General features: G+C 64.0%; 13 protein-coding genes. 5 read left to right on the forward strand and 8 right to left on the reverse strand.

Features of this window, described 5'->3' with window-relative positions; genetic code table 11:
• Positions 1-121: 121 nt before the first annotated feature.
• Positions 122-577, reverse strand: a complete 456-nt coding sequence (locus I6F36_RS14095) for an Lrp/AsnC family transcriptional regulator (protein ID WP_036021113.1) — start codon at positions 575-577, stop codon at positions 122-124.
• 152 nt (positions 578-729) lie between these two features.
• On the opposite strand from I6F36_RS14095, the gene I6F36_RS14100 reads away from it, so the two are divergent.
• Both I6F36_RS14100 and iaaH read left to right on the forward strand, forming a co-directional pair.
• Positions 730-4179 (forward strand): indolepyruvate ferredoxin oxidoreductase family protein, encoded by a 3450-nt coding sequence (locus tag I6F36_RS14100; protein ID WP_225171604.1) that lies wholly within the window; start codon positions 730-732, stop codon positions 4177-4179.
• Positions 4180-4254: 75 nt separating this feature from the next.
• Positions 4255-5676 (forward strand): indoleacetamide hydrolase, encoded by a 1422-nt coding sequence (gene iaaH / locus I6F36_RS14105; RefSeq protein WP_225126579.1) that lies wholly within the window; start codon positions 4255-4257, stop codon positions 5674-5676.
• A gap of 81 nt (positions 5677-5757) precedes the next feature.
• On the opposite strand, the gene I6F36_RS14110 is transcribed toward iaaH, so the two are convergent.
• Both I6F36_RS14110 and I6F36_RS14115 read right to left on the reverse strand, forming a co-directional pair.
• Positions 5758-6777: a DUF3616 domain-containing protein gene (locus I6F36_RS14110; RefSeq protein WP_225171605.1), complete on the reverse strand. Its 1020-nt coding sequence runs from the start codon at positions 6775-6777 to the stop codon at positions 5758-5760.
• 320 nt (positions 6778-7097) lie between these two features.
• Positions 7098-8009 (reverse strand): LysR family transcriptional regulator, encoded by a 912-nt coding sequence (locus I6F36_RS14115; RefSeq protein ID WP_035997299.1) that lies wholly within the window; start codon positions 8007-8009, stop codon positions 7098-7100.
• A gap of 204 nt (positions 8010-8213) precedes the next feature.
• On the opposite strand from I6F36_RS14115, the gene I6F36_RS14120 reads away from it, so the two are divergent.
• From I6F36_RS14120 to I6F36_RS14130, 3 genes are read left to right on the forward strand one after another with little or no spacing between them, the layout of a single operon-like run.
• Complete coding sequence (locus I6F36_RS14120) at positions 8214-9395, forward strand: HlyD family secretion protein (protein ID WP_225139398.1); 1182 nt, start codon at positions 8214-8216, stop codon at positions 9393-9395.
• A gap of 4 nt (positions 9396-9399) precedes the next feature.
• On the forward strand, positions 9400-11013 hold the full coding sequence (locus tag I6F36_RS14125; RefSeq protein ID WP_225171606.1) for an MDR family MFS transporter: 1614 nt from the start codon (positions 9400-9402) through the stop codon (positions 11011-11013).
• 25 nt (positions 11014-11038) lie between these two features.
• Entirely contained in the window at positions 11039-11500 is a 462-nt protein-coding gene (locus I6F36_RS14130; protein WP_225139400.1) for a carboxymuconolactone decarboxylase family protein, read from the forward strand.
• Positions 11501-11633: 133 nt separating this feature from the next.
• Here I6F36_RS14130 and I6F36_RS14135 read toward each other — a convergent pair whose 3' ends face one another.
• From I6F36_RS14135 to I6F36_RS14155, 5 genes are all read right to left on the reverse strand, one after another.
• The gene (locus I6F36_RS14135; RefSeq protein ID WP_225139401.1) at positions 11634-12494 is read right to left on the reverse strand and encodes a D-amino-acid transaminase; all 861 of its coding nucleotides are present in this window, start codon (positions 12492-12494) and stop codon (positions 11634-11636) included.
• Between the two features lie 203 nt (positions 12495-12697).
• Complete coding sequence (locus tag I6F36_RS14140) at positions 12698-13429, reverse strand: amino acid ABC transporter ATP-binding protein (protein WP_036036333.1); 732 nt, start codon at positions 13427-13429, stop codon at positions 12698-12700.
• 12 nt (positions 13430-13441) lie between these two features.
• A complete protein-coding gene (locus tag I6F36_RS14145) occupies positions 13442-14134 on the reverse strand; it encodes an amino acid ABC transporter permease (protein ID WP_035997282.1) in 693 nt (230 codons plus the stop codon).
• 3 nt (positions 14135-14137) lie between these two features.
• Positions 14138-14869, reverse strand: coding sequence for an amino acid ABC transporter permease (locus I6F36_RS14150; RefSeq protein ID WP_035997279.1), 732 nt, complete (start codon positions 14867-14869; stop codon positions 14138-14140).
• A 129-nt stretch (positions 14870-14998) separates the two neighbouring features.
• On the reverse strand, positions 14999-15910 hold the full coding sequence (locus I6F36_RS14155; RefSeq protein ID WP_036021110.1) for an amino acid ABC transporter substrate-binding protein: 912 nt from the start codon (positions 15908-15910) through the stop codon (positions 14999-15001).
• Positions 15911-15982: the final 72 nt, after the last annotated feature.

Genomic DNA, 15982 nt, shown 5'->3' on the forward strand with positions numbered 1-15982 from the left:
ACAAAACTGACCGGAATACCGCTGCGACGCCGAACCGCCGACGAATGGCATGTTCCGTCTACCAGTTTGCAGCCTGTGTTGGTTTACGGGAGGTTGATATCGCGGTGCCGTAGCACCTCCTTCAAAACGGCAGCGCCACGCTGGTCTTGATCTCCTTCAGCACCACGTTGCTGCGGACGTAACGGATGCCGGGGATGCGGAACATGAACTCGTCGAGGAAGCGGTTGTAGGCCGCCATGTCCTGCACGACGACGCGCAAATGATAATCGGCGTCCCCGGTGGTCGCAAAACACTCCAGCACCTCGCGGCGCTTCGTGACCCTCGCCACGAATTCATCGACGAACTTCGCATCGTGCCGCTCCAGCGAGACGTGGAGGATGGCGGACATCGCAAAGCCTGCCCGTTCGCGCGCGACCAGCGCCGCATAGCCCTGGATGACGCCGCTCTCCTCCAGCGCCCGCACCCGCCGCCAGCAGGCCGAGGTGGACATGCCGACCCCGTCGGCGAGTTGCTGGTTGGTGGCGCGGCCATCTCGCTGGAGATGGGCGAGAATGCGGGTATCCTGCTCTTCGATCATGGGAGGCTCCAGTTCGAGCAGATCTACCAGATTGGGCGCCTGCATGCAAAATTGTACCGAATTTCCGTAACAGAAGGGATAAATAGGTAAGACCTACCAGCGGCCCGGGCATAACTTTCCAGCACTGGGCAGGATGCCGCGCGAGGTCCGCCATGGACGCCATTCCGTCACTCGACACCTACGAGCTCTCCGATCGTTATGAACGCGAGGAGGGCCGCGTCTTCCTCACGGGCACGCAGGCCATCGTCCGCATCGCACTCGACCAGGCGCGACGAGACCGTGCGGCCGGGCTCAACACCGCCGGCTTCATCTCCGGCTATCGCGGCTCGCCGCTCGGTGGCATCGATCTCGAGCTCTGGCGCATCCAGCAGCGGCTCAAGCAGGACCGCATCGAATTCCTTCCCGCCGTGAACGAGGACCTCGCGGCGACAGCTGTACTCGGCTCGCAACAGGTCGAGACGCAAGGCGACCGCGAGGTCGATGGCGTGTTCGGGCTCTGGTACGGCAAGGGCCCGGGCGTCGATCGGTCCGGCGATGCGCTCAAGCATGGCAACGCCTATGGCTCCTCGCCGCATGGCGGCGTGCTGGTGGTCGCCGGAGACGACCATGGCTGCGTCTCCTCCTCGATGCCGCACCAGTCCGACGTCGCCTTCATGAGCTGGTTCATGCCGACGTTGCACCCCTCGGACGTCGGCGAATATCTGGCGTTCGGCGAATATGGCTACGCGCTGAGCCGCTTCTCCGGCATGTGGGTCGGCTTCAAGGCGATCTCCGAGATCGTGGAATCAGGCGCATCCGTCGCGCTGCGCCCGCCGCGCCTCTTCCGCACGCCAGACTTCACGCCGCCGCCCGGCGGCCTGCACTATCGCTGGCCCGATTTGCCGGGCCCGCAGATCGAGGAACGGCTGGAAGCGAAGAAGCACGCGGTCTACGCCTTTGCCAAGGCCAACCCGATCGACCGGCACATCTACGATATCCCCAGCGCCACCTACGGCATCGTCACCACCGGCAAGGCGCATCTCGACCTGATGGAAGCGCTGCGGCTGATGGGCCTCGATGAAGCGGCCTGTCGCCGCATCGGCATCGACGTCTACAAGGTCGGCATGGTCTGGCCGCTGGCGCTGCACGACGCGATGGAGTTCGTGAGAGGCAAGCGCGAGATCCTGGTGGTCGAGGAGAAGCGCGGCATCATCGAGAGCCAGTTCAAGGAGTATTTTTACGACTATCCCGGCAGCAAGCCCGAGCGCATGGTCGGCAAGCACGACGAAACCGGCGTACGGCTGATCTCCTGGATCGGCGAATTGTCGCCTCGCGCGCTCGCGAACGTGCTCGCGCGCCGGCTCGATCCGATGTTTCCGGGTCTCAATCTCGCCGCGCGCGCGGCCGCCTTGATGCCGGAAGCCGCGCGAACGATCAATGTCAGCGGCGCGACGCGCACGCCCTATTTCTGCTCGGGATGTCCGCACAACACCTCGACCAAAGTGCCGGAAGGATCGAAGGCGCTCGCCGGCATCGGCTGTCACTTCATGGCGAGCTGGATGGACCGCGAGACCTCCTCGCTGATCCAGATGGGCGGCGAGGGCGTGAACTGGGCTGCTTCATCGCGATTTACCGGCCGCAAGCACGTGTTCCAGAATCTCGGCGAAGGCACCTATTATCACTCCGGCTCGATGGCGATCCGGCAGGCGATCGCGGCCAAGGCCAACATCACCTATAAGGTCCTGTTCAACGACGCGGTCGCCATGACCGGCGGCCAGCCGGTCGACGGGCCCGTCAGCGTCCATGCCATCGCCCACAGCGTCCGCGCCGAAGGTGTCGAGCGCATCGCCCTGGTGTCGGACGATCCCGCGCAATTCAGGCCGGCCGACCTGCCATCCGGCGTGACCATCCATCCGCGTGAGGAGATGGATGCCGTGCAGCGCGAGCTGCGCCAGGTTCCCGGCGTCTCGGTGCTGATCTACCAGCAGACCTGCGCCACCGAGAAGCGGCGCCGGCGCAAGCGCGGGCAGATGGCCGATCCCAAGCGCTTCGCCTACATCAACGACCTCGTCTGCGAAGGCTGCGGCGACTGCTCGGTCGAATCCAACTGCCTCAGCGTCGAGCCGAAGGAGACGCCGTTCGGCCGCAAGCGGCAGATCAATCTGTCGGCCTGCAACAAGGATTTTTCCTGCCTCAACGGCTTCTGCCCGAGCTTTGTCACGGTCGAAGGCGCGACGCGGCGGAAGAAGAGCGCGAGCCATATCGACGCGGCCGACCGCGCCGCCACACTACCCCTGCCCGCGCCCGCAACGCTCGAGCGGCCCTACGATCTCTTGGTGACCGGCGTCGGCGGCACCGGCGTGATCACCGTCGGCGCGCTGATCGGCATGGCCGCGCATCTGGAACGCCGCGGCGTTTCGGTGCTCGACTTCACCGGCTTTGCGCAGAAATTCGGGCCTGTGCTGAGCTACATTCGCCTGGCCGCGAGCCCCGAGGCGCTGCACCAGGTTCGCATCGACCAGGGCGCGGCCGATGCGCTGATCGGCTGCGACCTCGTCGTCAGCTCCTCGCCCAAGGCATCAGGCACATATCGCCGCGGCACCCGTGCCGCCGTCAACACCGCGGAAATGCCGACCGGCGACGTGGTCCGCTTCCGCGACGCCGATCTCGCTGCGCCAAGCCGCCTGCGCGCAATCGGTCAGGTCATCGGCGATCACAATCTCGACAGGTTCAATGCCAATGCGCTGGCCGAGCGCCTGCTCGGCGATGCCGTCTACGCCAACATCATCATGCTGGGCTTTGCCTGGCAGCGCGGTCTCGTCCCTGTTTCGCTGCAGGCGCTGCTCCGCGCGATCGAGCTCAACGGCGTCGCGGTCGAGCGCAACAAGCAGGCCTTTGCCTGGGGCCGGATCGCCGCTGCCGATCCGGATTTTCTGCCGACCTCGGACAAGGCACCTGAAGCCGAGACGCTCGACCAGATCATTGCCCGGCGCGCCGAGTTCCTCACGACCTATCAGGACGACGCCTACGCGGCGCGCTACCGGGCGATGGTCGGAAAGGTCCGCAATGCCGAGGCCAAGCTGAACAGTGAGGCGCTGACGGAGGCGGTCGCTCGCGGCCTGTTCAAGCTGATGGCCTACAAGGACGAGTACGAGGTGGCGCGGCTCCACATGCGAAGCGGCTTTCTCGACGAGCTGAAGCGTGAATTCGAGGACGGCTTCAGCATCCAGTACCACCTCGCCCCGCCGTTCCTGAAGTCGCGGCGCGATGCACGGGGACGTCCGCGCAAACGCGCCTTCGGCCAGTGGATTCAGGTGCCTCTGGCCATGCTCGCGCGCTTGAAAGCACTGCGCGGCACGCCTTTCGATCCGTTCGGCTACACCGCGGAACGGCGCGCAGAGCGTGAACTGATCGCCTGGTATGAAGGCCTGATCGAGCGGATGCTGGGCGAGCTCGATGCGGCGCATCTGCCAAATCTCGTGGCGATCGCCAAAGGCCCGATGGATATCCGCGGCTATGGCCCGGTGAAGGACATCGCGGTTGTGCAGGTGAAGGCCGACGTCGAGCGGCTGCTCGCCGAACTGGACACGCCATCGCCGGCAAGGATGCACGCCACCGGTTGACGCGGCGCCGCGGACGCTTCAGCCTCTGCTCCTTAAGGGACGCTCTGATGGCCTCCTGCGATCGGGTGATGCATCATGGATTTCGACCAGTTGACACTGACCGAGGCCGCGGCCGGCCTCGCCGCCGGGACATTCACGAGCACCGCACTCACCCGGGAAGCCCTGGCCCGCGCCAAGGCCAACGCCGAACTCAATGTCTTTGTCACCCTGGACGAAGCCGGCGCCTTGAAGGCCGCGGCCGCGTTCGACGCGGCAGGCGATAAGACAAAGCCGCTCGGCGGCGTACCTATCGTGATCAAGGACAATATCGAGGTCGCGGGACTGCCCTGCAGCGCCGGCACACCGGCGCTGAAGGATTACATTCCGAAGGCCGACGCGCCTGTCGTGACAAAGCTGCGCGATGCCGGGGCGGTCATCATCGGCAAGACCAGCATGCACGAGCTCGCCTTCGGCATCTCCGGCTACAACACCGCGTTCAAGACCGGCGCCGAGTACGGCGTGCGCAACGCCTATGATCGCACTTTGATCGCCGGCGGCTCCTCGTCAGGCACGGGCGCGGCGATCGGCGCACGGATCGTCGCCGGCGGGCTCGGCACGGACACCGGCGGATCGGTGCGGGTGCCTGCCGCCCTGAACGGATGCGCCTCGCTGCGCCCGACGGTCGGCCGCTACCCGCAAGACGGCATCGCGCCGATCTCGCACACCCGCGATACCGCAGGCCCGATGGCTGCGACCATAGCGGATGTCGCGCTGCTCGACCGCGTCATCGCCGGTGGCGATGCGCTTGCGCCGGCGGATCTGACGCAGGTCCGCGTCGGCCTCGCGAGATCGATGCTGGCCAATCTCGATGCCGACACCGAGGCCGCGTTCCAGGAAGCCGTCGCGAAAATGAAGGTGCAAGGCGTCACGGTCGTCGGGATCGAGATGCCGCAACTGGCAGAGCTCGACGCCCAGGTCAGCTTTCCCGTCGCGCTGTACGAGGCCTATGACGATCTGGTCGTCTATCTCAGGCACACCGGCACCGGCCTCTCCATCGCGGCACTGGCGGAGCAGATCGCCAGCGCCGATGTGAAGGGCACCTATGACGGCTTGGTGATCCCGCGCAAGCTGCCTGGTCCCGACGGCACCCTGGTCGACGCCAAGCCGATCTACGACGCCGCGATCGAGATTGCGCGCCCCGCGCTGCAGGCGCTGTACGCCAGGAGCTTTGCCGACAACCGGCTCGATGCGATCGCCTTCCCGACCACGCCGCGCGTCGCCATTCCCTCCAATCCGGAGTCCAGCAGCCTCGAGAATTTCGGCCTGTTCATTCAGAACACGGACCCAGGCAGCAATGCCGGGATTCCCGGCATCCAGATCCCGATCGCGCTCGGCGCCAGCAGCAGATTGCCGATCGGGCTTGAGCTCGATGGCCCCGCCGGCAGCGATCCCCGCCTGCTCGCGATCGGCATGGCGCTCGAGGCTGCGTTCGGGCGCTTGCCGCCACCGGCTCGCTGACGGACTCCCTCCGGAAATGCTGGAAGGTGGCGCCTCGTTCGTTCGGCCGGCTGGACAAGGCGAGGGGAGGTCCGATCCCGTTCATCGTGGTATTTCGATGGGGGTGGGCGTACCTTCCTTATCGCTGTCGAATACGATCAGGACCCGCAGTCCGGCGGAAGTCGCGCCCAACGGCAGCAGTCCCTCCGGCTTTCGCTTTGGATCGAACGGGAGTTCCTTCAATAGCCGCACGGTCTCGGACGCTCCGTCCCAAGAATATATTGCGTAGGCTCCCGGCCCGTCCGCAGCAGGACCGGCCAGGATGAGGGTGCGATCGCCGAACGCGGCGAGATCGCGTACACCCCTGTTGTCACCGAGCGGAAGTCGGAACAGCCGGTGAGTCGTGCTTTTTCGATCACCGAACAGCGCGTCTATCTCTACCGAGAGGACGACGGCGCGATTGTCGTTCAAGACGGGGCCCCGGAATCCCGCGAGCAACGTCCGATCGTCCTTGATCGCCAGGCCCTCGATGGTCAAGCCGTTCTTCTCCAGCCTGATATCCATGAACTCGAGAAGCGCAGGTTCGGCCGCGATGACCTCTCGCAATTGCCCTGTACGCTCGATGCCCGACGCATTGCCATCTGCCCCCGTCGTGCGGAACCGAACGATCTGGCTGCTTGCGGCAATCCTCGCCCGAATCTTATCGGCATCTTTCTTGGGGTCGAGCTTGTGGTCCTTGTCCCGCGGATGGCCATGCGAGCCGATGACGTAATACTGCCCTTTGGAGAAGGCGACGCCCTCGCCATCAAGTTCGAGCGCCTTGCCATTGAACGTGTTGTCGATCAACTTCACGGGGCTGCCGGCGACGAGCTTGCCGTCGGTCAATTCGATGAATTGAGCGCCCTGGAGATTGTCGTCGATAACGAGGCACGAACGGGGAAACCCATCAGCGGTCGTGCAGGCGATGCCGCTGACATCCTTCGACTTGCCTCCGTCCTTGCCGATCAGCTTGTTCTTGACTGGCCACACATCGTCGGCCGCAGCAGGAGAAGGCTGCACGCCACCCGCCATCACGAGGCCGAGCAGCAAAGTCGCAATCCATCCTGTTCTGGCAATGGTCATCGAAGCCTCCCTAGAGCCGCAGTCGGGCCAGACCAAGCCATCCAGCTCCATCACAGGATGATGCCGCCAATCCCTTGCGAAGCTCTCACGCAAGCGAACGTTGACCGGCTTGCCCCCGGTCGATCGGTCAAACATGGAAGAGCAACAGATGGAAGAGGAGAAGCTAGAAAGCTGGCCTGGACGAAACGTCGTATCAAAAAAGAATCGAACCGAATGCCTCGGTCCCAAATACATCATTCATATCTCAGGTTGTATTGTTGCAGGCAACTCGGCGTTGTCAACACGCTTTCTGCCGCACGTGGAGCCGGCGGTGAAAGGTCTCATGAATACGGGTTGATCAGCTTCTGCTGCTCGGCGCTGTGGTGCACGAGCAGGTCGATGAAGGTCCTCACTTTCGCCGACAGATGATGACGATGCGGATAGACCGCGTTCATGGAGAGCTCGACCGTCCGATATTCCGGCAACAGGCGCACGAGGCGGCCGGCTTCGAGATCATCCTGAATGAGGAACCCCGCCATCAGGCAGATTGCGGCGCCCTCCAGCGCGACCTCGCGCAGCGCTTCTCCGCTATTGGTGACGAAGCTGCCGGAGACGCGCACCGAGGCCGGCGTGCCCTTACGATCGAGGAAGCGCCATTCGTCGCCGAACGGATAGTTCAAGTGCCGACCACAATTGTGCCCGGTGAGCTCGTCGAGCTTCTGCACCCGGCCGTGCTTCTCGATGTAATCGTGGGAGCAGCACAGCACGTGGCGCCAGGTGGCAAGGCTGCGCACGATCAGGCTTGAATCCGGTGGCTGTGTCATGCGCAGGGCAACGTCATAGCCTTCTTCGATGAGGTCGACCTCGGCCTCGCCCATGCGCAGATCGATCTTGAGCTCCGGATAGGTCGACAGCAGTTTGGCCGCAATCGGCGCGACGAACGGCACCATGTGCGTGGCGACGTGAATGCGCAGCGTGCCGCGCGGCACCGACTGCAATTCGCTCGCGATGTCGTCGGCCTGTTCGATATCGGCGAGAATCTGGACGCAGCGGTCGTAATACGCCTTCCCGATCTCGGTCAGATTGACCTTGCGCGTGGTGCGGTGAAGCAGCCGCACCCCGAGCCGGTCTTCCAATGCCTGCACGTGATTGCTCACCATGGTGGTCGACATGTTGAGCTTGCGGGCTGCTGCGGAGAAGCCGCCGGTCTCGACCACCCGGCTGAACACTTCGAGGCTGGTCAATCGATCCATGGCTTTCCTTGACTGGGATGTGCGCCTCAGCAGCAATCGCGCGGCAATCGCGCTGGCGTAGCCGCTCGCCTGACCCGGTAGACATCACGAACCAGGGTGACCGCTCAGATTATCCACCTTGAATGGATAATCCTTCCAGAATCTAGCCAATTATCATCCGGGCCAGCAAGACCGATAGTCTCAGCGAGCCGACAGGAGACTGCAATGTCCGAAATGCCCCGCACCGAGACCTTCCAGCAAGCCACTGAAATCACGCGCGATTACGCCAAGGCGCCGCCCGCTATGCCGGCCCGGAACAGGGTCCGGCGCGCGGCCTTGGCGCTCGCGCTGCTCGCAGGCACTGCGACCATGGCCTACTACGGACACGATTACTGGACCAACGGCCGCTACCTCGAATCCACCGACGACGCCTATGTGAAGGCGGACTCCACGATCGTCGCGCCGAAAGTCTCCGGCTACATCGCCAAGGTGCTGGTCGGCGACAATGAGAAGGTTCGGGCGGGCCAGCTGCTGGCCAAGATCGACGACCGCGATTTCAAGGCGGCGCTCGACCAGGCGAAAGCCGACGTCGCTGCCGGCGAAGCCTCGGTCCGCAACATCGACGCCCAGCTCGAACTGCAGCAGCCGATCATTGAACAGAGCACCGCCGACGTCGCCGCTGCAGAAGCCAATCTGAAATTCGCGCAGGAGGAGCGCGCCCGCTACGACGACCTCATGAAGTCGGGCTCCGGCACGATCCAGCGCGCGCAGCAGACCGACGCGGCGCTGCGCGCCAGCAGCGCGCAATTGCAGCATGCCAAGTCCGGCCTCGTCGCCGCGCAGCGCAAGGTCGACGTGCTCACCACCCAGCGCGCCCAGGCCACCGCCCAGCTCGAACGCGCCCGCGCGGTCGCGCAGCAGGCGGCGCTGAACCTGTCCTATACCGAGATCACCGCGCCGGTGGACGGCACGGTCGGCGCCCGCAGCTTGCGTGTCGGCCAATACGTGCAGGCCGGCACGCAATTGATGGCGGTGGTGCCGCTCGACGCCGTCTACGTCGTCGCCAATTTCAAGGAGACCCAGCTCACGCATGTGCGGCCGGGCCAGCCGGTCGAGCTGCACGTCGACAGCTTCCGCAACATCAGCCTGCGCGGCCATGTCGACAGCCTGTCGCCGGCGAGCGGGCTCGAATTCGCGCTGCTGCCGCCCGACAACGCCACCGGCAATTTCACCAAGATCGTGCAGCGCGTTCCGGTGAAGATCGTCCTCGACGACCACAGCCTCACCGGCTTGCTGCGGCCCGGCATGTCCGCGGTGCCGACCGTCGACACCAAACAGGCGGTGCTGGCCGAGCGCGAGACGGCCAAGCGCCTTGCCGACAATACGCCCCGCGCGAATGGGGGTTGAAGCCATGGGCACGCTCCAACCGGCCCTCAACGCCACCTCCGCCAATCTTCCCGCCCCCGTAGCATCCGCCGCGCCGGCGGTGTCGACAAAGACCTGGATCGCGGTGATCGGCGCCACGCTCGGCGCCTTTATGGCGGTTCTGAACATCCAGATCGTCAACGCCTCGCTCGCGGACATTCAGGGCGCGATCGGCGCCGGCATCGACGACGGCGGCTGGATCTCGACCTCCTATTTGATCGCCGAGATCGTGGTCATCCCGCTGTCGGGCTGGCTCGCGCAGGTGTTCTCGATCCGCATCTATCTCCTCACCAACGCGATCCTGTTCCTGGTTCTGTCCGCGGCCTGCGCACTGGCGCAGGATCTGTCGCAGATGATCGTGCTGCGTGCCATCCAGGGCTTCACCGGCGGCGTGCTGATCCCGATGGCCTTCACGCTGATCATCATGCTGCTGCCGCGCGCCAAGCAGCCGGTCGGCCTTGCGCTGTTCGCGCTGTCGGCGACTTTCGCGCCGGCGATCGGCCCGACCATCGGCGGCTATCTCACCGAGAATTTCGGCTGGCAATACATCTTCTACGTCAACCTGGTTCCCGGCGCGATGATGGTCGGCATGCTCTGGTACGCGCTCGAGCCCAAGCCGATGAAGCTGGCGCTGCTTCGCGAGGGCGACTGGGCCGGCATCATCACCATGGCGATCGGCCTGTCCGCGCTCCAGACCGTGCTGGAGGAAGGCAACAAGGACGACTGGTTCGGCTCGCCGTTCATCGTCAAGCTCTCGATCATCGCCGCTGTTGCGCTGACGGCATTCCTGATCATCGAGCTCACGGTGAAGAAGCCACTGCTCAATCTGCGCCTGCTCGTGCGTCGCAATTTCGGCTTCGGCATGCTCGCGAACTTCCTGCTCGGCATTGCACTCTACGGCTCCGTGTTCATCCTGCCGCAATATCTGGCGCGTATTCAGGGCTACAATGCCGAGCAGATCGGCATGGTGCTGGCCTGGACCGGGCTGCCGCAACTCCTGCTGATCCCGCTGGTGCCGCGCCTGATGCAGAAGTTCGATGCGCGGATCATCATCGGCGTCGGCTTCGTTCTGTTCGCAGCATCCAACTTCATGAACATCAACATGACCAACGACTATGCCGCCGACCAGCTGCTGTGGCCCAATATCGTGCGCGCCATCGGCCAGGCGCTGGTGATGGCGCCGTTGTCGGCGGTCGCGACCGCAGGCATCGAAGCGGAGAATGCGGGCTCGGCCTCCGGCCTGTTCAACATGATGCGCAATCTCGGCGGCGCCGTCGGCATCGCGCTGCTGCAAACCGTGCTGTCCAAGCGCGAGCAATATCACTCCAACGTGCTGATGCAGTCGGTCTCTGTGTTCGAAGAGGCCACGCGCACGCGGCTCGAGCAGCTCACGCAATATTTCGTCAATCACGGCGTTATCGACCGTGCGGACGCCGCGCATCGCGCCTATGTCGCGATCGGCCATACCGTACAGAAGCAGGCCTTCATCTTCGCCTTCAGCGACACGTTCTACCTGCTCGGAATGGCGCTGATCGTCGCTCTCATCGCCGTATTCTTTCTGAAGAGGCCCGGCCAAGTCTCGGCCGGCGGAGCCCACTGATCAACCAACGAAAAGGAGAACGACCATGAAGCCCCGCATGAACTACTACCAGGCCGCGCCCGATACGATCAAAGCGCTGGTGGCGCTTGAGCAGCAGATCCAGTCGACCGGCCTGGAGAAATCGCTGATCGAGCTGGTCAAGATCCGGGCCTCGCAGATCAACGGCTGCGCCTTCTGCATCAACATGCACACCGAGGACGCCCGCAAGCGCGGCGAGACCGAGCAGCGCATCTACCTGCTCAATGCCTGGCGCGAATCCCCGCTCTATTCCGACCGCGAGCGCGCCGCACTGGCCTGGACCGAAGCGGTGACGCTGATCGCCGAGACGCATGCGCCCGACGAGACTTACGAACAGGTCCGCGCGCAGTTCTCCGAGGAGGAGACGGTGAACCTGACCATGCTGATCGGTGCCATCAATGCCTGGAACAGGATCGCGATCGCATTCCGCGCCGTGCATCCGCTGAAGGTGAAGGCGTCAGTGGCTTAAACCGACGGCAACGGACGGTCTCGTAGGGTGGGCAAAGCGTAAGCGTGCCCACCATTCTTCAGCAAAAACGGGAGAAGGCGTGGGCACGGCGCAAGCGCGCCTTTGCCCACCCTACGACAGCTACGTATGCCGCTTACACCGCCGTCGCCTTGGCGAAGTCCACGTAGATCTCGCGCAGGCGCGTCGCCATCGGGCCGGGCTTGCCGTCGCCGATCGTCTTGCCGTCGATGGCGACCACCGGCTGCACGAAAGAGGATGCGCTGGTGATGAACGCTTCCTTGGCGGCGAGCGCTTCGGCGACCGTGAAGGAGCGTTCCTCGACGCGGAGCTGACGCTCCTCGGCAAGCGCAATCACGGCCTTGCGGGTGCAGCCGGGCAGGATCGCGTTGGAGTTCTGGCGGGTGACGATGACGTCGTCCTTGGTCAGGATGAACGCCGTGGACGAGCCGCCTTCGGTCACATAGCCATCCTGCAGCATCCAGGCTTCGCCGGCGCCGGCTTCCGCCGCGGCCTGCTTTGCCAGCACCTGCGCCAGCAGCGCCACGCTTTTGATGTCGCGGCGCTCCCAGCGGATGTCGGGCACCGTGATGACATTGATGCCGGTCTTGGCCACCGCGGCGTTGATGATGTCCTTCTCGGACGTGAACATCACCAGGCTCGACCCGACGTCGGACTTGGGAAACGGGAAGTCGCGCCCCTTGTCGGCGCCGCGCGTCACCTGGAGATAGACGAGGCCGTTCACGAGCTTGTTGCGCGCGATCAGCTCCTTCTGCAGCTCGGTGATGCGCTCGATGGTCTCCGGCAGCTTCAACTTGATCTCGCCGACGGACCGCTCCAGCCGCGCCAGATGCGAAGCATTGTCGACCAGCTTGCCATCGAGGACGGCCGAGACCTCGTAGATGCCGTCGGCGAACAGGAAGCCGCGATCGAGCACCGAGATCTTGGCTTCCGAGAGCGGGACGAATGAGCCGTTGACGTAGGCGATCGAGTCCAAGGCAGATCTCCTGGGGAGGGAAGGGATTTGGCCACCGGTATAGGGGATTTGGCGGGCTGGATAAACCCTACCCTCGTCATCCCGGGACGCGCGTAGCGCGAGCTATGGTGCGCAATTGCGCACCTGAGGATCCATACCCCCGATGGTGGTTATGGATTCCGGGCTCACGACTGCGTCGCGCCCCGGAATGACGGTGGCGGTGATTAATGCGAAAGAATCTTCGACAAGAACTTCTGCGCGCGGTCGCTGCGGGGCTTGCCGAAGAAATCGTCCTTCGCCGCGTCCTCGACGATCTCGCCGCGGTCCATGAAGATGACGCGGTTGGCGACCTTGCGGGCAAAACCCATCTCGTGGGTTACGACCATCATGGTCATGCCCTCGCGGGCGAGATCGACCATGACGTCGAGCACCTCGCTGACCATTTCCGGATCGAGCGCCGAGGTCGGCTCGTCGAACAGCATCACGATCGGATCCATTGCGAGCGCGCGCGCGATGGCGACACGCTGCTGCTGGCCGCCGGAGAGCTGCGCCGGGAATTTCTGTGCCTGCTCCTTCAAGCCGACGCGCTCGAGCAGCTGCACGGCCTTGGCCTGCGCCTTGTCATGCCCCCTGCCCAGCACCTTCTCCTGCGCCAGGCAGAGATTGTCGATGATCTTAAGGTGCGGAAACAGCTCGAAATGCTGGAACACCATGCCGACGCGCGAGCGCAGCTTCGGCAGATCGGTCTTGGGATCGTTGACCTTGGTGCCGTCGACCAGGATGTCGCCGCTCTGGAACGGCTCCAGCGCATTGACGCATTTGATCAGCGTCGACTTGCCCGAGCCGGAGGGGCCGCAGACCACGACGACCTCGCCCTTGGTGACATTGGTGGTGCAGTCGGTCAGCACCTGGAAGGTGGGGCTGTACCATTTGTTGACGTGGCTGATTTCGATCATGAGCGGGGAGCCCTAGCGAATGATGGCGATGCGCGCCTGGAGGCGGCGGACGCCGTAGGACGCGATACAGGAGATGGTGAAGTAGACCACGGCGGCGAACAGATACATTTCGACCAGGCGGCCGTCACGCTGCGCCACCTTGCTCGCCGCGCCCAGGAAGTCGGTGATCGACAGGACGTAGACCAGCGAGGTGTCCTGGAACAGCACGATGGTTTGCGTTATCAGCACCGGCAGCATGTTGCGGAAGGCCTGCGGCAGCACGACGTAGCGCATGCTCTGGGCGTAGGTCAGCCCCAGCGCACTCGCCGCGGCCGGCTGGCCGCGCGAGATCGACTGGATGCCGGCGCGCATGATCTCGGAGAAATATGCCGCCTCGAACATGATGAAAGTGACGAGCGAGGACGTGAACGCGCCGACGCTGATCGGACGCGAGGCGCCTGTCACCCACTGCCCGATATAGGGCACCAGGAAGTAGAACCAGAAGATCACCAGCACCAGCGGCAGGGAGCGCATGAAGTCGACATAGATGCCGGCGATGCGCCCGAGAATCTTGAATCCGGACAGGCGCATCAGGGCGAGCGCCGTACCGAAGACTAGGCCGCCGAGAGCTGCGAGGAAGGTCAGCGTCAGCGTGAACGTCATGCCCTCGTAGAACAGATACGGCAGCGCGCGGCGGATGACGTCGAAATCGAGATTGCCGAGCATCGCTTATTTCCCCGTGATGTAGCCGGGGATCGCAACCCAGCGCTCGAGGAAGCGCATCGCGGTCACGACGACGGCGTTGACGAGGAGATAGAGGATGGTCGCGGCCGTGAAGGCCTCGAACACCTGGAACGAGAATTCCTGCATCGAGCGCGCCTGTCCGGTCAGCTCGAGCAGGCCGATGGTGATGGCGACCGCGGTGTTCTTGATGGTGTTGAGGAATTCAGACGTCAGCGGCGGCAGGATGATGCGGAAGGCCATCGGCAGCAGCACGTAGCGATAGCCCTGCACGGTGGTCAGGCCGAGCGCAGTCGCCGCCATCTTCTGCCCGCGCGGCAGCGAGGAGATGCCGGCCTGCAGCTGCACGGCTACGCGCGCCGACATGAAGAAGCCGACCCCGATCGCCGCCGTCCAGAACGGCGCGTTCGGCAATTGCTTCAGCCACAGCCCGGCCGCCCTCGGCAGAATTTCCGGCAGCACGAAAAACCACAGGAAGAGCTGCACCAGAAGCGGCATGTTGCGGAAGAATTCGACGTAGGCGAAGCCGAACCAATTGGCGCCCTTCGACGGCAGCGTGCGCATGACGCCGACGATCGAGCCTGTGATCAGCGCGATCACCCAGGCCAGCGCCGCGGTCTTGAGGGTCAGCGCCAGCCCCGACAGCAGCATGTCGAGGTAGGTGCCGGTCCCCATCGGGTTCGGCTGGAAGAAGATTCCCCAGTTCCAGTTGTAGTTCACGTGCCCCCCGCGCGAACGCGCCCGTCATTGGACGTCTTCAGAGAAAGTCTCAGGCCTATGCAAATGTCCGGCCACTCTGGTGTCAAGAGTGGCCGGACATGATTCCGATCGAAAGATCGAGGTTTTATCTTACTTGTAGTCGTCCGGGTTCGGCGAGTCCGTCGGCTTGGCGAACTCGTTCTTCAGCTCGGCCGAGATCGGCGTGTTGAGGTTCAGGCCCTTCGGCGGGATCTTCTGGGTGAACCACTTATCGTAGATCTTCTGGGCCTCGCCGGAGGTGTAGAGCGCAGCCGTGGCCGCATCGACGACCTTCTTGAACGCGGGATCGTCCTTGCGCAGCATGATGCCGTAGGGCTCCGGCTTGGAGAACGCATCCTTGGAGATAACGTAGTCGCCCGGGTTCTTCGAACCGGCGACGAGGCTCGCCAGCAAGATGTCGTCCATGACGAAGGCGACCGCGCGGTCGGTCTCGACCATCAGGAAGGCTTCGGCGTGATCCTTGGCCGGAATGATGTTGGCGCCGAGGCCCTTGGCGGCGTTGGCTTCGGTGAGCTGCTTGATGTTGGTGGTGCCGGCGGTCGAGACCACGGTCTTGCCCTTGAGGTCATCGATCGACTTCAGGCCGCTCGACTTCTTGAAGACATAGCGGCTGGCGGTCAGGTAGTGGGTGTTGGTGAAGGCGACCTGCTTCTGGCGCTCGGCATTGTTGGTGGTCGAGCCGCATTCGAGGTCGATGGTGCCGTTGGCCATCAGCGGGATACGGGTCGCCGAGGTCACCGGGTTGAGCTTGACCTCGAGCTTGTCGAGCTTGAGCTCCTTCTTCACGGCGTCGACGATCTTGTAGCAGATGTCCATCGCGAAGCCGACCGGCTTCTGGTTGTCGTCAAGATAGGAGAACGGGATCGAGGAATCGCGGAAACCGAGCGTGATGGCGCCGGTGTCCTTGATGTTCTTCAGCGTGCCGGTCAGCTCCTGGGCCCCGGCTTGGCTGACGACGAGGGTCGCGGCGAGCGCGAGCCCGATGTGACGGAAATGTTTCACGTTTTTCTTCCCCTTTCGGATGATGCGGCCCGGATGCAAGCACAAATCGGGCCGGATTAGAATGTAACTTTC

This window comes from Bradyrhizobium sp. BRP19 (assembly GCF_020194195.1).
Classification (GTDB): Bacteria; Pseudomonadota; Alphaproteobacteria; order Rhizobiales; family Xanthobacteraceae; genus Bradyrhizobium; species Bradyrhizobium yuanmingense.